An 18,954-nucleotide genomic window follows, 5' to 3' on the forward strand; every position below is an offset into this window, starting at 1 on the left:
GGTCAGAAGGTGGCGATCGGGTTGACCGGGCTGCCGGACGTGCCGGCGAACCGGACCGGCGCGACCGCGAGCTGGAAGTCCCACTGGCCCAGCCCGGCGGCCGTCGCCGCGCACGCCTCCAGGTCGCAGTTGTCCAGCAGCCACAGGCCCATCGCCACCAGGCCGACGGCGTGCACCGGCATCAGCACGTCGTCGTAGCCCGACGGCTGCACGTCCTGCGGGGTGTCCGCGCCGATCAGCGCGACCTGCCGGGCGTGCAGCCACGGCAGGCAGGACGCGTGCCAGCCGGCCTGCGTGAACCCGCCCGACGCGCCGGACTCGTGCCGGGCTCGGCCGTGGCCGGTGCGCAGCAGCACGGCGTCGCCCGGCCGCACCCGCACGCCCTGGCGGCGCTCGGCCTCCTCCAGGTCTTCGGGGAACACGCCCTGCCCCGGCTCCAGCCACGGCACGTCGCGGACCCGCGCGACGTCCAGCAGGACACCGCGCGTGACGATGCCGTTCGCCGCCGCCGTGACCGCGCCCCACGCCGATCCGGTCGCGGGGTCGACGAGCGAGTGCGACCGCCCGTTGTACATCCTGCCGTCCCAGTGGACGTGGCACGGCGAGTCGACGTGGGTGACGGTGTTGCCGTGGAACGCGATGCCGAGCCGCTCGGACGAGAAGCCCCAGCGCCGGTCGCGGTGGAACGCCGCCGGCAGGTGCTCGCCGCCCGGCATGTCCGCCGCGCGCGGGAACGTCGTCGTGGACCGCTCCATGTCGTCCGGCGCCGAGACCTCCCACGCGCACGACACGCTCCGGCCGTGCCGCACGGCCCGCGCCGCCGCCAGCCGGACGTCGTCGGTGACGTGGTTCAGCGTGCCCAGCTCGTCGTCGTCGCCCCAGCGCCCCCAGTTGGACAACGCGTCGAAGTACCCGAGCACGTCGTCCTGCGTGGGCGCCGGTCGCCCTGCCGTCATGCCCGCCCCCGGCTCCTCGTGCCACCGGACCGGCGGCCGGCCGGTCCGGTGGCAGGCTACGGCACGGACTCGTGGCGCTGCGGCCCTCCGCGTTCACGGATGCACTTCGCGTTCGGGCTGAACAGCACGCGGTTGATCGCCGCGACGAGGGTGTCGGAGTCGTCGGCTCCCGGCGTGCGCCAGGCGATGAAGCCGTCCGGGCGGATCAGCACGGCCCCGGCGTCGGTCACGCCGAACCGGTCGAGGTGACGGGTCCGGTGGTGTTCGACGCCGACGCCGGTCCGCTCCGCCGCGAGCGTCGCGGTCCGCGCCCAGCCGGTGCCGGCGACGCCGGTGAGCAGGACGAAGTCCCGGCCCATCAGGTCGACGGGCGAAACCGGCTGCCCGTCGTGCTCCACCGGCACGTGGGGTGCTCGGGTGCCCGGTGCGCCCGACGGCCGCTCCGGGTCCTCCACCGGGTCCGGCGTGGCGCCGTCCGGGACGATCGCCCCGTCGGGGTAGGTGTAGCCGTACATCGCCATCCGCTGCCGCCGGGCGCTCTCGCGCGGGTCGCCGGCGTTGCCGTTGACCAGGCCGTACCGCTTGACCGTCAGCCCGGTCGTGTGACGGGCGACGGGCAGGCGCTCGGTCTCGTAGCTGGCGACCAGCCCGGGCCCCGCCTGGCCGCGGTGGCGCAGGGCGAGCTTCCACGCGAGGTTGAACGCGTCCTGGACGCCGGTCGCCACGCCGAACGTGCCGACCGGCGGCATGGTGTGGGCGGCGTCGCCGGCGACCAGCACCCGACCGGCGCACATCCGGTCGGCGACCCGGCCGGCGATCTCCCACGGCACGTCGGACACGTGGTCGAGGGTGATCGGGAGGTCGTCCACGCCGACGGCGGCCCGGACCAGCCCGACGCACCGCTCCTCGGTCATGGCGGTGTCGTCGTCGGGACCGAGGGAGAGGGCGAACCGCCAGCGCTTCACCCCGTCGACCGGCGTGAGGAAGCCCTGGACGGCCGGGTTGCGCACGGTCAGCGCGACGATCCTGCGCCCGCGCAGGGGCTCGCGCAGGTCGGCGTCGAAGTAGACGTTCAGCTTGCGCGCCAGCGTCCCGGGACCGCCGTGGCCGATCCCGAGCAGGCGGCGGACCGGGCTGTGCGCGCCGTCCGCCGCGACGAGGTGGTCGGCCACGACCTCCTCCTCGCGCCCGGTGCGGTGGCAGCGCAGCACCGCGACGACGCCGTCCGGCCGGTCCCGCACGGCCACGACCTCGGTGCCGTACCGCACGTCGACGCCGGCCGCGACGGCCCGGTCCCGCAGCAGCGGTTCGAGCTGGTCCTGGTCGATGGCCGCCCACTCGCACGGGCTGTGCGGGTCGGGGCCCGTGCCGAGGCGGTCCGGCAGCCGCAGGAGTTCCGCGCCGGCCAGGGTCTCGACGTGCGCGACGACGCCGTGGTCGGCGATCGGCGACCGCACCGCGCGGATGGCGTCCTCCAGGCCCACGGCGCGGTACAGCTCCATCGTGCGCGGGTTGAGCGCGCGGGCCCTCGGTTCGGCCAACGGCTCGCCGCGCCGCTCCACCAGCACGGTCGGCACGCCGTACCAGGCCAGGAACACCGCGGCGGACAGCCCGGTCACACCACCGCCCGCGACGAGCACCGGAACGCGGGTCGCGCGCGCGTCAGCCACGGCGCTCCCACCGGTAGAACTCGTGCGCGAGGGCGTCCTTCGGCTCGCGCCAAACCACCGGGTCGTACGGGGTGATGAAGGGGCGCAGGTCCTCGCTGATCCGGGTGAAGCGGTGGTCGTGGCGGTGCTCGGCCAGCGCGTCGTCCAGCGGCCGGTCGCCCTCGACCAGGTGCAGGTACAGGTCGCCGAACCGGAACAGGCTCCGCGCCCGCACGCCGATCGCCTCGGGGAGACCGGTGTGGCGGTCGGCGTCGGCGAACACCGCCGCGACCTCCGGGGCGGCTTCGGGGACCATCCGGGCCACGATCACGGTGCGGTGCACGCCAACTCCTCGACCTTGTGCTTGATCAGAGACATCTGGACCCGGCTGTTCTCGTTGATGCGCCTGGTCATCGCGGCGTCGTCCAGCGGCGCGTCCGGTTTCATGGCGAAGTCCTGCACCCACCGCATCCGCACCCCGCCGTCGGCCGGCTCGTAGGTCCACCTGATGTCCATCCGCTCGAACGGGCCGGTGGTGAGCCGGCGGGCGGTGACCGTCCTGGTCGCGGGGTCCATCACGCGCTCGGACACCCAGGTCCACTGGTTGCCCCGCTCGTCCGGGTGCATCGTGAGGCGGAACACGACGCGGTGGCCGTCGCGCTCCAGCACCTGCGCCGAGGCGTACTCGCTGAACAGCTCCGGCCAGCTCTCGACGTCGTTGGTGCGCTCCCACACCAGGTCCATCGGCGCGGCGATGACGATCTCGTTCTCGGTGTGCCCGGCCACCTCACGCCCTCCCCGACAGCAGCGACAGCAGCTCGCGCGGCGACCGGTCCGGTCGCAGGTCCACGTCGGGGGGTATGCCGTGGTCGCGCCGCAGCTCGCCCAGCACCCCCATGAGGCCGAGCGAGTCGATGCCGAGGTCGTCGAAGGTCAGCCGCGGGTCGGTGACCTGCCCGGCGGTCACCACGACGCCGGTGCACCGGCTGATCAGGGCCGCCAGGTCGACCGGGGAAAGGTTCGCTTCCACTTCAGTTGCCTCCCGTGAGCGATGTCGGGTGTCGGAGCACCAGCGCCGAGTTGCCGCCGTGCCGGCCGCGGGACAGGACGAGGGCCGTGCGAAGGTCGGCCTCGCGGGCCGTTCCGGTCACGAGGTCGAGGTCGAACCGGCAGTCGCGGACGCCCGGCGTCGGCGGCACGACGCCGTGTTCCACGGCCAGCACGGCGGTGGCGACGTCGAGCACCGCCGCGCCGGAGTAGCAGCGCCCGTACCCGGCCTTGGGCGCGGTGACCGGCACCCGGTCGGCCCGGTCGCCGAGCAGCAGGCGCAGGGCCAGCGCCTCGGCGGCGTCCGCCCGCGGATCCGCCACCGCGTCGAGGAAGACCACGTCCACGTCGCCCGCGGTGAGCCCGGCCTCGGCCAACGCGTCCTCGGCGGCCCGCAGCAGCCCTTCGGCCGAGCTGTCGGGGCACCCCGTGCCGGTGTAGGTCGCGCCGCACCCGGCGACGACGGCCCGCGCGGCGGCGCCCCGGTCGGACGCGGCGCGCTCGGCCTCCACGACGAGCATCGCGCCGCCCTCGGCCGGCGCGAAACCGGCGGCGTGCGCGGTGAACGGCAGGTACGCGGTGGCCGGGTCGTCGACCGTGCTGAGCACGTCGAGCCCGAGCTGGCAGCACATCGAGTAGGGGCAGAAGGGCGCTTCCGCGCCGCCGACGAGCATCGCCGCGGCCCCTCGCCGCAGCTCCCCGGCGGCCACCGCGAACGCGTCCAGGCCGCCCGACTCGTCGGCCACGACCACGCTCGACGGGCCGCGCAGGCCGTTGCCGATGGAGACCTGGCCGGCGGCGGCCGCGTAGAACCACGCGATCGACTGGTACGGCCCCACGTGGTCGGGTCCGCCTCGCCACAGCCGCTCGATCTCCCGCTGGCCGAACTCCACCCCGCCCGCGTAGCCCGCCGTCACCACGCCGAACCCGAACGGCGGCACGGCGGCCGGGTCGAGCCCGGCGTCGCGCAGCGCCAGGTCCGCCGCCGCCAGCGCGAAGTGGGTGAACCGGTCGGTCTGCACGGCGACGCGCGGATCGACCCGGCCCTCGGCCTCGAACCCGACCACCTCGCCGACCACGGTCACCGGGTACGGGTTGGGCTCGTACCGGCGCACCGCGCCCAGCGACACCCGCCCGGCGCGCACCGCGGGCCAGAACGACTCGACGCCGACACCGCTGGGCGCGATCACGCCCAGGCCGGTCACCACGGCGGTCATCGCCGGTCCGGGCGGGTCAGCACGACCGCGGACTGGAACCCGCCGAACCCGCTGCCCAGCGACAGCACCGCGCGCAGGTCCCGTTCCCTCGCCGTGTGCGGCACGTAGTCCAGGTCGCACTCCGGGTCGGGGGTGTCCAGGTTCGCCGTCGGCGGGACCACCCCCTCCCCCAGCGCCAGCACGCAGGCCACCAGCTCGATCGCGCCGATCGCGCCCAGCGAGTGGCCGACCATCGACTTGATCGAGCTGACCGGCGTCCGGTACGCGTGCGCGCCGAGCGCCCGGCGCAGCGCGGCGGTCTCGTGCCGGTCGTTCTGCCGGGTGCCCGAACCGTGCGCGTTGACGTAGTCCACGTCCCCGGGGGCCAACCGGGCCTGCGCCAGGGCGCGCCGCACCGCCTCGGCCATCTCGACGCCCTCCGCGGTCAGACCGGTCATGTGGTGGGCGTTGCTGCGGGTCGCGAAACCCGCGACCTCGGCCAGCACCACCGCGCCCCGGCGACGGGCGTGCTCCCACTCCTCCAGCACCAGCACGGCCGCGCCCTCGCCGAGCACGAACCCGTCGCGGTCGCGGTCGAACGGCCGGGCCGCGTGCCCCGGGTCGTCGTTGCGGGTCGAGGTGGCCCCGATCGCGTCGAAGCACGCCACCGCGATGGGCGAGATCGGGGACTCCGCCGCGCCCGCGACCACGACGTCCGCCCGGTCCTCCTCGATGAGGCGGGCGGCGTGGCCGACCGCGTCCAGCCCGGCGGTGCAGCCGGTCGACACGGTGCGCACCGGTCCGCGCGCGCCGACCCGGTCGGCGACCTCCGCGGCCAGCGTGGCGGGCGACAGGGCGCGGGACAGGAACGGGGACGCCGCCCCCGGGTCGACCAGCCACCGCCGGCCCCCGTGCGAGGTGGCGACGTAGTCCAGCTCCAGCCGCGTGGTCGCGCCGACCGCCGACCCCGTGCACACGCCCACCCGCCAGGGGTCCTCGACGTCGAGTCCGGCCTGCCGCCACGCCTCGTCCGCGGCCACCGCGGCGAACCGCACGTACCGGTCCATCCGGGCGACCTCCACGGCCGACAGCCCGGCGGCGTCCGGGTCGAAATCGCACTCGGCGGCGATCCTGGACCGGAAACCCCGCGCGTCGAACAGCCCGATCGGCCGGGTCGCGGTCCGGCCGGAGGTCAGCAGCTCCCAGAAGGGCTTCACCCCGATCCCGCCCGGCGCCACCACCCCCAACCCCGTGACGGCCACCCGGCGGGTCACGGTGTCGTCTCCGTGTCCACGTGCCCCAGGTCCGGGCGCGGCGCCAGCGGGCACAGGTGGAACACCGCGCGGGCGGGACCGGGGCCGGTGTTGCGGACCCGGTGCCGCACCCCGGTCGGGAACAGCAGCGCCTGGTCCGCGCGGACCGCGTGCGGCACGTCGTCGAGGTCCACCTCGACCTCGCCCTCCACGACGTACAGGAACTCGTCGGAGTAGGGGTGGTAGTGCTCGTCGACCCGTTCCCCCGGCTCCAGGCGCACCACGCCGAGGAACCCGGTCGTGGCCCCCACGGTCGCGGGGCCGAGCAGGACGCGGAGGTCCCCGCCCCGGGCCCGGTTCGGCGCGGCGTCGCGGGAGCTGACGACGTGGTAGGTCTGGCTGGTCATGAGGACACCCCTGCGATGCGATCGGTCACCAACGTCATCGGGCGGGCCGTGCGGACGATCGGCGCCAGCTCGCCCGCCAGCGGCACCTCCAGCGTCGCGTCCGGCGACTCGACCAGGTGCACGACGAGGTCGCGCCGGCGGAACACCGTGGTGTTGCGGCCCGGGACCGCGGCGTCGGCGGCGAGCCGGCGGGCCACTTCCCCGCCCCGCCCCGGCAGCGCCCGGTAGACCGCGGCGGTGCGGGGCGGGTGGCCGGGGCACCCGTGCGCGGAGGCGACGACCCGCATCCCGGCGGTCGCCAGGAACCGCCGTCGCCCGTCGTCGTCGGACAGGTCGCGGTCCAGCGTGAGGTGCGGGCGCAGCCTCTCCTCCACCGCCCGGACCTGCGGCTGCCCGGCCAGGTGCCGCACGACCTCGGACGGCGGGCCGGTGATGTCCACGACCCGCACCACGAGCGGCCCGGCCATGAACACCGACGTCCGGTCCAGCAGCCGCGGCCCGTCCCCCGCCCGCCCCGCCGGCGGCGAGGAGTAGCCGGCCAGGATCTCGGCCACCTCGGCCACCGACTCCGGCCGCACGGTGAACGCCAACGCGTAACGGCGCACCGGTCCGCCCCCGACCGGTCCCCGGGCCGGCGGCAGCGGCGCGGTGGCGAGGCGGACGTGGTAGCGGCGCGACTCCCTGGAGGTCACGCACGCCATCAGGGGCCCGGCGAGTTCGCGGTGCCCGGCGCTCGCCTCCCACCGGTGGAAGTGCGCCGGGCTCGACCACTCGCTGGTGAGCACCCACTCGTCCGGGTCGTCCTCGGACTGGCACAGCTGGTCGCCGAGGTAGCCGTCCACCCGCGCCACCCGGTGCCGGATCCGCCGGTACGCCTCCAGGAACCGGTGCCGCTGACCGTCGGCCACCCGGAGCCGGAAGACCACCCGCAGCCGGCCCACCGCCGACGCGGCGTCGCCCGCCGGCTCGGCCCCGCCCGTCAGGAGCGTCGAGGTGCGCTCGCCCGGCGGCGTGTCGGCCGTCATGCGGGCACCCGCCGCCGGTCGGGCTCCGAGGCGATCCGGCACGCCTCCTTCGCGACATCGGAGTCGACGCCCTCGTCGACCAGCATGCGGCGGCACTTGCGGCGGTCGTCGTGCTTGCCGGTCTTGGCGATCTTGCACGCCTTGAGCACGGTGTCGGTCGCCTCGTACCCGTGCTCCATCACCAGGTCGATGCAGATCCCCGGGTCCGCGTGAGCCGGGGGCGCGATCGGCGTGGCGGCCACGACCACCGCGCACGCCACCGCCGCCGCACCTGCCGCGGCGCCGCGAAGCCACGCCGTCCGGGACGTCGGTGACATCGGCTCCTCCCTCCCTGTTCGCGCCGGGTGCGCTGCCAGGCCGCCCACCGCGTCCTGCGCCCCGCGTCGAACCAGCATCGCCCGGCGCACATCACGGCTCGGCCGTCTGGTCGGCGATGTCGTCCGACCGGACAGGACACCACTCGCCCAGGTCATTTCCCTTGTCGCCCATCACCTTCCGCGCGCGGCGCGCGGGGCGGACTCTCACACCATGGGGGAACCCCGTCCGGGTTCGCGGTGACCTTCGGCGGACGGGCGTGGAATGGCGGTTTTGCCTGTTTGACGTGCCGACGTCAGGAATCGGGACCCCGTGCGCCGTCGCCGTGACGGCGGTCAAGTCGGTTGCCGTCCGCCCGGCCGGTGTTCCACGATGCACCCCACATCCGGGCGAGCGGGGGACGGCACATGGCGGAGCACACCTACCGGGTCATGGTGCGCGGCAGGTTCACCGACCTCGACGACGCCGGCCGCGCGCGGCTGCTGGCCGAGGTCGACCGGCACGGGGTGCTCGACAACGGCTTCTCCGAGCAGGGGGCGCTGGCCTACGACCGGTCGCTGGACTTCTTCAGCTTCCGCGTGCAGCTGCGGGCGGAGGTGGAGGCGACCGACCGTGCCGTGTGCGACCGCGCGCTGGCCATGGCGTCGCGCGCGGTCGAGGAGTTCGGTGTGGACTTCCGCGACATGCGCGCCTCGGCCACCGACCTCGACCTGATCAAGATCCGCCGGCGCACGTAGCCCGGCGGGAGCGGCCCGGCGGCTCGTCCTGCCGGTGGGCGACCGGACCGCCGCGCTCCGCTCTCGACCGAACCCGTGCGCGCCGGCCACCGCCGCCTGCGCGCCGAAGTCCACAAAGGACGAAACGGGGCGGGCGAGGTCGGCTCGTGGAGCTGTTCCGGCGGCGCGTTGCCGAGCGCGGCCGCTCGTGCCGCCGCGCTGCCGGCCAAGGGCGGCCCCCAACCGGTCTCAGCACATGACGATGCTGCTGTCGAGGTAGCTCCGGCCCGACGCGCTCCGCTGCTCGGTGATCCAGAACCGGAAGTTCGCGGTCGCCTGGGTGGTCGTGTTGAGCCGGTTGACCCGCTCGCCGAGCAGGACGTGGTAGGTGGTGGTGCTCGCCGGGTCGCGGTACTCGCCGGTCACCAGGCACGGGAGGTTGCCGGTCTGCCAGGTCGGCTGCATCGCGTCGACGTACTGGACCAGCACGTTGCACGTCGCCCGGCGCGCCGAGACGAACAGGGGCGGTGTGTAGGCCGCGTTCTCGCGCAGCCAGAACCGGTAGGTGGTGTTCGCGATTATGGTGCCGCCCGTGTACGAGCGCTCGCCCAGCACCCAGTGGGTGTGGTACGGCGGCAGCGCGTCGCTGTAGCTGCCGTTGGTGCAGTCGGCCGGAGGCGCGGCCTGCGCCGGGGTCGCGACCGACAACGCCGCGATCAGCACGGCCGCCGCGGTGGCCACGGTGCGCTTCACGGTGGGCTCCTTCCGGAGGTGTGGTCAGGTGGTGTCGAGGGCGACGTCGTCGATCACGAAGGACGTCGTCGCGCCGGTGTCCTCGACGGCGGTGAGCCGCAGGACCACCGACGTCCCGGCGAACGCGGACACGTCGTAGGCCCTGAGCCGGTAGCCGGACGCCGCGTCGAAGTTCGACAGCACGTCCAGGGTCACCCAGGGCTGCGGTCCCGGGCCGGCCGGCGCGACGTCCACGACGAGCAGGTCCGAGGCGTCCGGGCGCGGCCCCCACGGGACCGGCTGCGGGCCCGCGCTCCACGGGTCCGGGAACGGTCCCCACGGCCACGGCCACGGTTTGGGCGGCGGTGGCGTCCCCTCCGGGTTCGGCTTGTGGGCCACGGTCGCGGGCGTGTCGGCGGGGCCGCTGCCGATCGCCCACTCGGAGGTTTCGACGTGCGCCCAGAAGGACAGCGTGTGCACGGCGCCTTCGGCGGGGATCGTCACGGTCTGGGACAGGGACGTGCGCCCGGCGAAGCCCGTGCCGCCCAGCCAGGCCGAGGCGTCGCCGGTGCGCGCGGGCCGCCCGGTCTGCCCGAGCACGCCCGGCGTCGCGCTCCACGGCACGGGGCCCGGCCTCGCCTCGAACCCCGGTTGGTCCACCGCCTGGCCGAGGACGGGCCCCGGCATCCGGGTCACGACGGTCGTGGTGACGGTGTCGGTGCGGGCGGCCGCGTCGGTCACGGTGGTGGTCACGGTGTGGCGGCCCGCGGTGGTCGGGACGCCGGCGTACCGGCCCGTCGCCGGGTCGAGCGCCACACCGGGTGGCAGGCCGGTCGCCGTCCACCGGTAGGGCGGCGTGCCGCCGGACACGGCGGGGGCCACCGCGAACTGCGCGCCCACGACGCCGGAGGCGGTCGCCGGCCGGTCGACCACCGGGGTGAGGTGGGTGAGCGCCAGGGCCAGCAGGTTCGGCGCGCCGGCGCCCGCGTTGACGACCCGGCCCGCGACCGCGTTCCCGCGCAGCCGGGCGGCGACCTCGGCGGGCGAGGCGTTCGGGCGCAGGGTCAACCACTGCGCCGCGATGCCGGCGACGTGCGCGGCGGCGGACGACGTGCCGCTCACGGTGTTGGCGCCGGTACCCCACGCGGACGTGATGGACACCCCCGGCGCGAACAGGTCCACGCAGGGGCCGGTGTTGGCGAAGGCGGGCCGCCGGTCGGTGCGGTCCGTCGCGCTCACCGTGACGACTTCGGGAACCCTGGCGGGCGTGGTGTCGCAGGCGCTGCCGCCCGCGTTGCCCGCCGCGACGACCGTGGTGACACCGGACGAGACCAGGCGGCGCACGGCCGACTCCAGCGCGGTGCTCGTCCCGGGCGATTCCAGGCTGAGGCTCGCGACGGCGGGCGCGACCGCGTTGGCGGCGACCCAGTCGAGCCCGGCGATGACGCCGGCGACCGTGCCGGCGCCGGCGCAGCCCAGGACCTTCACCGCCACCAGCCGGACGCCCTTGGCGACGCCGTGCGCCGTGCCGCCGATCGTGCCGGCCACGTGCGTGCCGTGCCCGTGGCAGTCGGTGTCCGTCCCGTCCCCGGTGGTGTTGACGCCCCACCGGACCCGGTCGCGGAAGTCCTGGTGCGTCGTGGCGATGCCGGTGTCGACGACGTAGGCGTGCACCGCGGAACCGGTGTTGCGGTAGGTGTAGGCGGCGTCGAGCGGGAGGGCGGGCCGGTCGACGCGGTCCAGCCCCCAGGACGGTGGGTCGGGCTGCCGCCAGGACGCCCGCACCGGCCGGTCCCGCTCCACGGACGCCACGTCCGGGTCGGCCGCCAGGCGTCGGGCGGCGTCCTCGCTCATCGAGGCCGAGTAGCCGCGCACCGCGGTGTGGAACGTGCGGTCGACCCGGCCGCCGTACCGGCCGGCCGTCGCCGACGCGAGTGCCGCGACGCCCGACCCGCCGGCTCGGGCGACCGCCGCGTCGTGGAACACCACGATGTAGTCGCGTGGGGCGGCGTGTGCCGCGGCGGGGGAGGTGAGCGCCCCGGCCAGGATCGCGACGACGCTCGGGAGCACCGGCCAACGCACGCCCACGGCTCGCCTCCACCGGGGTAGGACGGGTGATGTCCTCGAAGACCCCGGCGGCGGTGACCGCGCGCACGGGGCCGGCCCGAGGGTAGCCACCCGGCGATCCGGCCGGCATCCACCATTGGGCCGCCGCCCCGGGGCCGCCGCGTAGGCCGGTGGGGTTCCTCCTGCCTGGACCGCACGGAGCGGGCACGACGTCCGCCCGTCCCGGCAAGGTGGGCGGCACTCCCCGAGGGGACGACGTCACCGGCCCACCCGGCCCCGCGCACGTCGGCCCACCGAACGCCGGCCGGGACGTCGCCGCGTCCCGCCTGGGAGAGTGGTTCCCTCCGCCGCGTTCCTCCTCCGCGCAGGAAGGATCCGATGAAGCGACACCGATCACGGCTCGCCCTGCTGTGCGCCGCCGCCACCCTCGTGGCGGCCGGCCCGGCGACGGCGACCCCGGACGACCGCGCCCTCCTCTACGAGGTGCACGCCCCGCTCGGCTCCGAGCAGGCCCTGTTCGCCGCCGGCTTCGACGTGATGGAGCACCGCGAGGGCGACAACCTCTTCGTCCTCGGCGACCGGTCTACGGGCGGCGCGCTCGCCCGGGCCGGGTTCACCGCCTCCGTCGACCAGGTGCTGCCCGAGCCGGCACGGTCGGCGGCCACCGGCGACACGTTCCACGGCGGCTACCGCACCGTCGGCGCCCACCAGCAGCACCTCGACCAGGTCGCCCGCGAGCACCCGGACCTCGCCACCGTCGTGGACTACGGCGATTCCTGGCTCAAGACCCGGAACCGGGGCGGGCACGACCTGCGGGCCTTGTGCGTCACCCGCAAGCGCCCCGGCGACTGCGCCCTGTCCCCCGACGCGCCCAAGCCCCGCTTCTTCGTCCTGGCCCAGCTCCACTCCCGCGAGCTGACCACCGGCGAGATCGCGTGGCGCTGGATCGACCACCTCGTGGGCGGCGCCGACCCGGAGGTCGCCGCCCTGCTGGACACCACCGAGTTCTGGGTCGTGCCCGTCGCCAACCCCGACGGCGTGGAGCAGGTCCAGCGGGGCGGCGACACGCCGGTGCCCCACCGCAAGAACGGCAACGACACCGACCTCCAGGGCACCCCGTGCGGCACCGCGTCGCACTCCCACCACGGCGTGGACCTCAACCGCAACACCGGCTCCAACTGGGGTCTCCAGAACGCGTCCGACCAGCAGTGCGACCAGACCTACCGGGGCAGCGCACCCGAGTCCGAGCCGGAAACCCGTGCGCTGCAAGCGTTGTGGCGATCCCTGTACCGCGACCGGAGGCCCGCCGACCCGGCCCGGGCCGCGCCCGCCGACACCACGGGCCTGGTGCTGTCCCTGCACAGCTACGGCAACTACGTGCTGTTCCCGTGGAGCGGCGGCGGGCCCGAGCGGCGCACCGGCAACGACGCGGCGCTGCGCGACCTCGCCCAGCGGTTCGCCGGGCTGGCGGGCGCGGGCTGGCAGTACGGGCAGTCGGGCCAGGTGCTCTACTCGGCCTCGGGCACCACCGACGACTGGGTGTACGACGACCTCGGCGTCGCGTCCTTCGTGTGGGAGGTCGGCCCGCCGCCCGAGCAGGCGTGCGGCGGGTTCTTCCCGTCCTACTCGTGCCAGGACGGGTTCTTCTGGCCCAAGGCGCTGCCCATGCTGCGCCACGCGGCACGTCAGGCGGCCGCGCCGTACGCGCCCGTGCCCGAACCGACGACCCCGTGCGCCACGCGGGTCGACGACACCGACACGCCGGTGGTGACCCGGACCCCGCCGGTGGTCGTCACCCTGACCGTCACCGGCTGCGAGGGCAACGCCCGGTCCGCCTCGCGGGTCGAGGTGCACTACAAGAACCTCCAGGGCTCGCTCATCACCCTGGACCTCGTCGCCCCGGACGGCACGAGCTACCGCCTCCAGCACCAGGTCGTGAGCACCCTGCCGGACCCCGGCGGCGCGTTCACCCTCGACCTGTCCCGCGAGACCCGCAACGGCACCTGGCAACTGCGGGTGCACAACGTCATCTGGGTGGGGACGGGCCACCTCGACTGGTGGAGCCTGTCGCTGTAGCCGCGTCGCGCCGGTCCCACCGCGGGATGGGACCGGCGCGGCCTGCTCCGGACCCTGCCGCCACCCGGTAACGACCGCGGGCGGCCTCCCCCGGACGCTGCCGCCACGCGGTGAGGACCGGGGACCTGCTCCGGCCGCTGCCACCGCAGGGTCGAACCGACGCACGGGCCCGCTCCGCCGTGGCTTACCCCGGCGTGGCCTGCTCCGGCGTGGCCAACTCCGGCCGCTGCCACCGCACGGTCGACCGGCGCACGGCCCGCTCCGGCGTGGCCTACTCCGGGCGCTGCCAGCGCGGGTCGTGGGCAGGTGGCGGGATCGGCGCGGTGGGCGGGCGCGGGAAGTCGACCTGGGTCAGGCCGACGGACGAGGGCGAGACGATGTCGGGCGGCGTGACGAAGCCGGGCACGGACTGGAACGCGCCGATCCGCCGGACGACGTTCGCCGCGAGCACGGCGGCGGCCACCGAGAGCGCGGCGACGACGACGAGCATCACGCCGCCGTTGGCGAACTCGTCGACGGACTCGCCGGCGGCCAGCATCCGGTCGGTGATCCGGTCCACCACCTGGTAGGCGATGAACAGGCCCCACCACCAGTTGATCTCGGCGTGGCCGCGCGGCGGCTGGTGGCGGGGCGCGCTGACGTCCCAGACGTCGGCCACCACCCGGCGCGGGATCCAGAAGCTGACGATCGGCAGCCAGCCCCAGATGGTCCAGTGCCTGGCGTGGTGGTGGGCGTCCCACGCGACCAGGTCGGCGTTGGCGCGGACCCGCCACGACCACACCACGAACACCACGCCGGCGGCGAGGTAGACCGCCGTGCCGGCCAGGTCGAGCAGGTTGGTCGCGGCGAGGGTGCGGTCGAACTCCGCGTCCCCGACGAGCCCGTCGACGTAGTCCTGGAGCACGCCGTGCACCCGCCACACCCACCCGGCCATCACCAGGTCGGACAGGGCGGTCAGCGCGACCAGCACGGAGAACGCGACGCCAAGGCCGCGCACGGATCGGAACACGGACATCTCCACTGCGAAAGGGCCCCCCGACCCGGGACGGAGCGTACGTGACGGAACCGGCGAAAGGGACCGGATTCCCACGTCCCGGACGGCGGCGTGCGTCGCAGCGCGCACCCGCGCCCGGCGGCGCGACCCCGGGCGCGGAACGCCGGGGTCACGCCGCCGGGCGGTGTCGTCACCAGTTCAGCCGGAGCCCGTTCACGTAGCTGGTGAGCAGGCCCGCGATGATCCCGTCGTCGCGCAGCGAGTAGTGCCAGTCGCAGCCGAGCAGGTCCAGCGTCGGGTCGTCGTAGTACCAGTAGCGGACGTTGGCGTCGCCGCGCTGGTTGCGCTCCTGCACGACCTGCTGGGCGGCCTGGGGGAACGCCGTGTTGCCGGAGTAGGCGCTGGCGCTGACCACGATCGTCGTCCCGCTGCCGTACCGGGCGCGCAGCTTGTCCAGGAAGCCCTGGTAGGCGGTCTTGTAGGCGCTGACCAGGCCGGCGGGCGTCCACGGCTCGCCCGCGTTGATGGGCGTGGAGAAGTCGTTGGTGCCCAGGTTGACCACGACGAGCTGCGGCTTCCAGGTGCCGGGGTTCTGCCACACGTCGCCCGCGACGTGCTGCAACGCCCGGTCGTAGGTGGTGCGGAAGTCGGTGCCCGGGTCGCCGCCGTTGTAGTTGCGGACCATGCCCCGGCCGGACTGGGCGGTGACCTGGTAGTCGGCGTTCAACGCGCGGGCCGCCTGGGCGGCGAACCCGAGGTCGGCGTTGGAGTTGCGGTTGACGCCGCCGTTGGCCGAGCAGTCGCGCGTGGTGGACATGTTGCCGTAGCCCGCGGTCAGGGAGTCGCCGATGAACTCGATCTGCCGGGTGCGGGCGGCGGGCTTGGCCAGGACCTCGCCGCCGGGGGCGGCGGTGAAGCCGCCGAACTCGCCCGCGCCCCAGGGGCTCTCGGTGCGCTTGACCAGCCGGACGGTGTGCTCGGCGTTGGCGAGGTTGTTGACCCAGTGGGTGGTGCGGCCCGGCGTCACCAGGGTCGCCACCGTCCTGCCGTCGACCTGGACGTCGTAGTCGTTGTTGGGGTCGTTGAGCACGATCCCGACGCCGGTGCCGCGGAAGCGGCCCTCGAAGTAGATGCCCGGCCAGGTGTACTGCACCGCGCCCGAGGTGGTCTTGACCCGGCCGACCGTGTGCACGCGGGCCAACACGCCGTCGACCGGCGGCTGCGAGGTCGTCGTCGTGGTGGTCGTGGTGGTAGTGGTTGTCGTGGTGGTGGTCGTGCCCGTGCAGAGGGTGCCGTTGAGCGCGAAGTCCGTGGGCACGGGGTTGGTCGAGTTGTTCCACGAGCCGTTGAAGCCGAACGCGGTGGACGCGCCGGTGGCCAGCGCCCCGTTCCAGCTCGCGTTGGCCACCGCGACCTGCGCGCCGGACTGGGTGGCGGTGCCGCCCCACGCCTGGGTGACCTGCTGGCCGGCGGCGAACGACCACGTCAGCTTCCAGCTCGTGACCGGGTCGCCGAGGTTGGTGACGTTGACGTTCGCGGTGAAGCCGCCTTGCCACTGGCTGCCGACCTGGTAGGTGACCCGGCAGCCGGCGGCGGCCTGCGCGGGCAGGGACGTGAGGCCGGCCGCGGCCGCGGCGGCGACCACGGCCACGACGAGTCCGCTGTGGACTTTTCTCGACCTGCTCGAGGACATGGGCACCGCCATCTGCGCTGATGGCCGGCCGGGAGGTCCGACCGGGGGACGACAGGGGTTCTGGGAGCGTTCCCAGGCCGACTGTAGCCAAGAGTTTGCGCAACGTGAAGTTCCTCCACCCCGGACCGTCTCGACTGGTCCGAGCGGTTCAGCGCAGCGTCGTGCCGGGCGGCAGGCCCAGCAGCGGCAGTTCGGCCCGGGTCGGCAGCCCTTCCCAGTCGCCGACCGCCTGCACCGCGAACGCGGCCGTCGTGGTGCCCCTGGCCAGCCGTTCCGCCGGCGGCAGCCGGTCGAGCAGGCCGGACAGGTAGCCCGCGGTGAACGCGTCGCCCGCGCCCACCGGGTCGACCGCGTCCACCCGGTGGGCGGGCGCGCTCCACGTGCCGTCGCGGGTGCGGACCCGCGCACCGTCGCGGCCCAGCTTGGTGACCACCTCGCCGGTCAGGTCGTCGCCGCCCACCAGCGCGATCTCGTCCGGCGACCCGATCACGACCGACGCCCGCAGGGCGAGCGGCCGCAGCACGCGGGCCGCCTCGTCGGCCGACCACAGCAGGCTCCGGTGGTTGACGTCCAGCGACACCAGGCCACCCGCGGCACGGACCGCGTCGACGGCGGCGCGCACGGCGGCCAGCGGGCCCGCGCCCAGGGCGGGCGTGATGCCGGTGACGTGCAGCAGCCGGGTCCCGCCCGCGAGACCGGCCACGGCGTCGGCCGCGCTCAGGCGCGACCCCGCCGAGCCGGCGCGGTGGTAGAGGACGCGGGTGACGTCCGGGGTGCGCCGTTCGAACAGGATCAACCCGGTGGGCGCGGTGGGGTCGCGGACGACCGCCGAGGTGTCCACGCCTTCGGCGCGCAGCGTGCGCACGACGAGTTCGCCGGGTTCGTCCGCGCCGACGCGGCCGACCCACCGGGCGGTGTGGCCCAGCCGGACCAGGCCGATGGCCACCGTGCTCTCCGCGCCGGCGACCGAGGTCGTGGCGGACCCGCCCAGGCGCCAGGGCCCGGTGCTGCGCAGCGACATCATGGTCTCGCCGAGCACGATCGCGTCCATCACGGGCGACCCGCCTCCCGCAGGAACGACCGGGCGCGCTCCGCCAGCCCGGCCGGGTCGCCGCCGGTGAGGGGCGCGCCGACGCCGACCGCCACCGCGCCCGCGTCCAGGTACCGCCGCACGTCCTCGACGCCGATGCCGCCCACCGGCACCGGCGGGACGTCCGGGAACGGCGCGCGCAGCGCGGCGACGTGACCGGGCCCGAGCGAGGACGCCGGGAACACCTTGACGGCCGCGGCCCCCGCGCGGTGCGCGGCGAGGACCTCCGAGGGCGTGAGCGCGCCCGCCAGGACCGGCAGGCCCAGCTCGACCGAGGCGTGCACGCCCTCGCCCAGGGCCGGGGTCACGGCGAAGGTCGCGCCCGCGTCCCGCGCCGACCGGGCGTCGTCGGCGGTGAGGACCGTGCCCGCGCCGACGTGCACGCCGGGGCCGACGCCCGCGGCCACGCGTTCGATGACGCGCAGCGCGTCGGCGGAGGTGAGGGACACCTCCAGCAACGCGATGCCGTGGTCCACGAGCACCGCGGCGGCGCGTTCGCACGCCGCCGGGTCGTCGCCGCGGATGATGGCCAGCAGCCGGTGCGCGCGCAGCGCCTCGATCAGTCGCACGTCGTCGTCCCCGTTCCTCGTCACCACTCCGCGAAGGACCCGTCGTCGTGCCGCCACACCGGCGGCCGCCAGCGGTGCCCGACCGCGTCCGCGCGGCGGACCGCGTCCTCGTCCACCCGGATGCCCAACCCCGGCGCGTCCCAGCGGCGGATCGCCCCGTCGTGGAAGGTGAACGGGTCGCGGTCGAGCACGTAGTCGAGCAGTTCCGCGCCCTGGTTGTAGTGGATGCCGATGCTCTGCTCCTGGATCAGGAAGTTCGGCGTGGCGAAGGCGACCTGGAGGCTCGCGGCGAGCGCGATGGGGCCCAGCGGGCAGTGCGGCGCGAGCAGCGCGTCGTGCGCCTCGGCCAGGGAGGCGATGCGGCGGACCTCGGAGATGCCGCCCGCGTGGGACAGGTCCGGCTGGACGACGGCGACCCCGGCGCGCAGGGCGGGCAGGAAGTCGGCCCGCGAGTACAGGCGCTCGCCGCACGCGATGGGCACCGGCCCGGCCCGCACGACGTCGGCGAGCCGGTCGCGGTGCTCGGGCAGCACGGGTTCCTCCACGAACAGCGGGTGCAGGGGCGCGATCTCGGGCAGCACGCGAAGGGCCGCGGCGGTGGTGAACCGGCCGTGGAAGTCCACGGCGACATCGCGGTCGTCGCCGACGGCCTCGCGCACGGCGGCCAGCCGCGCGACGACGGCGGCGGTCCCGGCGCGGGTGGGGACGGGCGCCATCCGGCCGCCGGCGTTGACCTTCACGGCGGTCAGCCCGGCCGCGACCTGCGCGGCGGCGGCGTCGGCCACCTCCGCCGGCTCGTCGCCGCCGATCCAGCCGTAGACGCGGACCCGGTCGCGCACCGCTCCCCCGAGCAGCCGGTGCACGGGCACGCCCAGGGACTTGCCCAGGATGTCCCACAGCGCCTGGTCGATGCCGGCGGCGGCGCTGGAGAGCACGGGACCGCCGCGGTAGAAGGCGGCCTTGGTGGTGAGCTGCCACAGGTCCTCGATGCGGCCGGGGTCCGCGCCGACGAGCAGGTCGGACAGCTCCGCCACGGCGGCGCGCACGGTGTCGGCGCGCCCCTCCACGACGGGTTCGCCCCACCCGGTGATGCCCTCGTCCGTGCCGACGCGGCAGAACAGCCAGCGGGGCGGGACGAGGAAGGTCTCGACCTCGGTGATCTTCACGCG

19 protein-coding genes are annotated in these 18,954 nt (G+C 75.4%); 2 read left to right on the forward strand and 17 right to left on the reverse strand.

Annotation, left to right across the window (positions count from 1 at the left end):
- Positions 1 to 2: 2 nt before the first annotated feature.
- The 10 genes from ACWEFJ_RS27690 to ACWEFJ_RS27735 are packed head-to-tail and all read right to left on the reverse strand — an operon-like array spanning position 3 to position 7,850.
- On the reverse strand, positions 3 to 956 hold the full coding sequence (locus ACWEFJ_RS27690; protein WP_449715498.1) for a cyclase family protein: 954 nt from the start codon (positions 954 to 956) through the stop codon (positions 3 to 5).
- A gap of 56 nt (positions 957 to 1,012) precedes the next feature.
- A complete protein-coding gene (locus tag ACWEFJ_RS27695) occupies positions 1,013 to 2,626 on the reverse strand; it encodes an FAD-dependent monooxygenase (protein ID WP_449715499.1) in 1,614 nt (537 codons plus the stop codon).
- Positions 2,619 to 2,948 (reverse strand): TcmI family type II polyketide cyclase, encoded by a 330-nt coding sequence (locus ACWEFJ_RS27700; RefSeq protein WP_378091539.1) that lies wholly within the window; start codon positions 2,946 to 2,948, stop codon positions 2,619 to 2,621. Before ACWEFJ_RS27700 ends, ACWEFJ_RS27695 begins: the two co-directional genes overlap by 8 nt.
- Complete coding sequence (locus ACWEFJ_RS27705; protein WP_449715500.1) at positions 2,933 to 3,391, reverse strand: SRPBCC family protein; 459 nt, start codon at positions 3,389 to 3,391, stop codon at positions 2,933 to 2,935. Before ACWEFJ_RS27705 ends, ACWEFJ_RS27700 begins: the two co-directional genes overlap by 16 nt.
- Position 3,392: 1 nt before the next feature.
- Positions 3,393 to 3,635 carry a phosphopantetheine-binding protein gene (locus ACWEFJ_RS27710; RefSeq protein ID WP_449715501.1) on the reverse strand — a complete coding sequence of 81 codons (243 nt, stop codon included), beginning with the start codon at positions 3,633 to 3,635 and terminating at the stop codon, positions 3,393 to 3,395.
- Between the two features lies 1 nt (position 3,636).
- Positions 3,637 to 4,869, reverse strand: a complete 1,233-nt coding sequence (locus tag ACWEFJ_RS27715; RefSeq protein ID WP_449715502.1) for a beta-ketoacyl synthase N-terminal-like domain-containing protein — start codon at positions 4,867 to 4,869, stop codon at positions 3,637 to 3,639.
- Positions 4,866 to 6,122 carry a beta-ketoacyl-[acyl-carrier-protein] synthase family protein gene (locus ACWEFJ_RS27720; protein WP_449715503.1) on the reverse strand — a complete coding sequence of 419 codons (1,257 nt, stop codon included), beginning with the start codon at positions 6,120 to 6,122 and terminating at the stop codon, positions 4,866 to 4,868. The genes ACWEFJ_RS27715 and ACWEFJ_RS27720 overlap by 4 nt, the downstream gene beginning before the upstream one ends.
- Entirely contained in the window at positions 6,119 to 6,508 is a 390-nt protein-coding gene (locus tag ACWEFJ_RS27725; protein ID WP_449715504.1) for a cupin domain-containing protein, read from the reverse strand. Before ACWEFJ_RS27725 ends, ACWEFJ_RS27720 begins: the two co-directional genes overlap by 4 nt.
- Positions 6,505 to 7,533, reverse strand: coding sequence for a SchA/CurD-like domain-containing protein (locus tag ACWEFJ_RS27730; protein ID WP_449715505.1), 1,029 nt, complete (start codon positions 7,531 to 7,533; stop codon positions 6,505 to 6,507). Before ACWEFJ_RS27730 ends, ACWEFJ_RS27725 begins: the two co-directional genes overlap by 4 nt.
- The gene (locus tag ACWEFJ_RS27735; protein WP_378094747.1) at positions 7,530 to 7,850 is read right to left on the reverse strand and encodes a hypothetical protein; all 321 of its coding nucleotides are present in this window, start codon (positions 7,848 to 7,850) and stop codon (positions 7,530 to 7,532) included. Before ACWEFJ_RS27735 ends, ACWEFJ_RS27730 begins: the two co-directional genes overlap by 4 nt.
- A gap of 405 nt (positions 7,851 to 8,255) precedes the next feature.
- Between ACWEFJ_RS27735 and ACWEFJ_RS27740 the strand changes: the two genes are divergently transcribed.
- Positions 8,256 to 8,585 (forward strand): DUF6204 family protein, encoded by a 330-nt coding sequence (locus ACWEFJ_RS27740; RefSeq protein ID WP_449715506.1) that lies wholly within the window; start codon positions 8,256 to 8,258, stop codon positions 8,583 to 8,585.
- Between the two features lie 228 nt (positions 8,586 to 8,813).
- Here ACWEFJ_RS27740 and ACWEFJ_RS27745 read toward each other — a convergent pair whose 3' ends face one another.
- Positions 8,814 to 9,317 carry a hypothetical protein gene (locus tag ACWEFJ_RS27745; RefSeq protein ID WP_449715507.1) on the reverse strand — a complete coding sequence of 168 codons (504 nt, stop codon included), beginning with the start codon at positions 9,315 to 9,317 and terminating at the stop codon, positions 8,814 to 8,816.
- A 24-nt stretch (positions 9,318 to 9,341) separates the two neighbouring features.
- Positions 9,342 to 11,384: a S8 family peptidase gene (locus ACWEFJ_RS27750; protein ID WP_449715508.1), complete on the reverse strand. Its 2,043-nt coding sequence runs from the start codon at positions 11,382 to 11,384 to the stop codon at positions 9,342 to 9,344.
- Between the two features lie 357 nt (positions 11,385 to 11,741).
- Between ACWEFJ_RS27750 and ACWEFJ_RS27755 the strand changes: the two genes are divergently transcribed.
- Entirely contained in the window at positions 11,742 to 13,439 is a 1,698-nt protein-coding gene (locus ACWEFJ_RS27755; RefSeq protein WP_378094739.1) for a M14 family zinc carboxypeptidase, read from the forward strand.
- Between the two features lie 271 nt (positions 13,440 to 13,710).
- On the opposite strand, the gene ACWEFJ_RS27760 is transcribed toward ACWEFJ_RS27755, so the two are convergent.
- The 5 genes from ACWEFJ_RS27760 to dgoD form a co-directional block, all read right to left on the reverse strand.
- Positions 13,711 to 14,448 carry a DUF4328 domain-containing protein gene (locus ACWEFJ_RS27760; protein WP_449715509.1) on the reverse strand — a complete coding sequence of 246 codons (738 nt, stop codon included), beginning with the start codon at positions 14,446 to 14,448 and terminating at the stop codon, positions 13,711 to 13,713.
- Between the two features lie 175 nt (positions 14,449 to 14,623).
- Positions 14,624 to 16,126 (reverse strand): cellulose binding domain-containing protein, encoded by a 1,503-nt coding sequence (locus ACWEFJ_RS27765; RefSeq protein WP_378094735.1) that lies wholly within the window; start codon positions 16,124 to 16,126, stop codon positions 14,624 to 14,626.
- A gap of 148 nt (positions 16,127 to 16,274) precedes the next feature.
- Positions 16,275 to 17,177, reverse strand: coding sequence for a sugar kinase (locus ACWEFJ_RS27770; protein WP_449715510.1), 903 nt, complete (start codon positions 17,175 to 17,177; stop codon positions 16,275 to 16,277).
- The gene (locus tag ACWEFJ_RS27775) at positions 17,177 to 17,809 is read right to left on the reverse strand and encodes a bifunctional 4-hydroxy-2-oxoglutarate aldolase/2-dehydro-3-deoxy-phosphogluconate aldolase (RefSeq protein WP_449715511.1); all 633 of its coding nucleotides are present in this window, start codon (positions 17,807 to 17,809) and stop codon (positions 17,177 to 17,179) included. Before ACWEFJ_RS27775 ends, ACWEFJ_RS27770 begins: the two co-directional genes overlap by 1 nt.
- Complete coding sequence (gene dgoD / locus ACWEFJ_RS27780) at positions 17,806 to 18,951, reverse strand: galactonate dehydratase (RefSeq protein ID WP_449715512.1); 1,146 nt, start codon at positions 18,949 to 18,951, stop codon at positions 17,806 to 17,808. The genes ACWEFJ_RS27775 and dgoD overlap by 4 nt, the downstream gene beginning before the upstream one ends.
- Between the last annotated feature and the right edge of the window lie 3 nt (positions 18,952 to 18,954).

The sequence above is a fragment of the Actinosynnema sp. NPDC004786 genome (genome assembly GCF_053601135.1).

Coding starts and splice junctions, on each gene's coding strand:
- ACWEFJ_RS27715 (WP_449715502.1), bottom strand. CDS start 4,869: ATGACCGCCGTGGTGACCGGCCTGGGCGTGATCGCGCCCAGCGGTGTC.
- ACWEFJ_RS27770 (WP_449715510.1), bottom strand. CDS start 17,177: ATGGACGCGATCGTGCTCGGCGAGACCATGATGTCGCTGCGCAGCACC.
- ACWEFJ_RS27690 (WP_449715498.1), bottom strand. CDS start 956: ATGACGGCAGGGCGACCGGCGCCCACGCAGGACGACGTGCTCGGGTAC.
- ACWEFJ_RS27755 (WP_378094739.1), top strand. CDS start 11,742: ATGAAGCGACACCGATCACGGCTCGCCCTGCTGTGCGCCGCCGCCACC.
- ACWEFJ_RS27765 (WP_378094735.1), bottom strand. CDS start 16,126: ATGTCCTCGAGCAGGTCGAGAAAAGTCCACAGCGGACTCGTCGTGGCC.
- ACWEFJ_RS27735 (WP_378094747.1), bottom strand. CDS start 7,850: ATGTCACCGACGTCCCGGACGGCGTGGCTTCGCGGCGCCGCGGCAGGT.
- ACWEFJ_RS27725 (WP_449715504.1), bottom strand. CDS start 6,508: ATGACCAGCCAGACCTACCACGTCGTCAGCTCCCGCGACGCCGCGCCG.
- ACWEFJ_RS27740 (WP_449715506.1), top strand. CDS start 8,256: ATGGCGGAGCACACCTACCGGGTCATGGTGCGCGGCAGGTTCACCGAC.
- ACWEFJ_RS27730 (WP_449715505.1), bottom strand. CDS start 7,533: ATGACGGCCGACACGCCGCCGGGCGAGCGCACCTCGACGCTCCTGACG.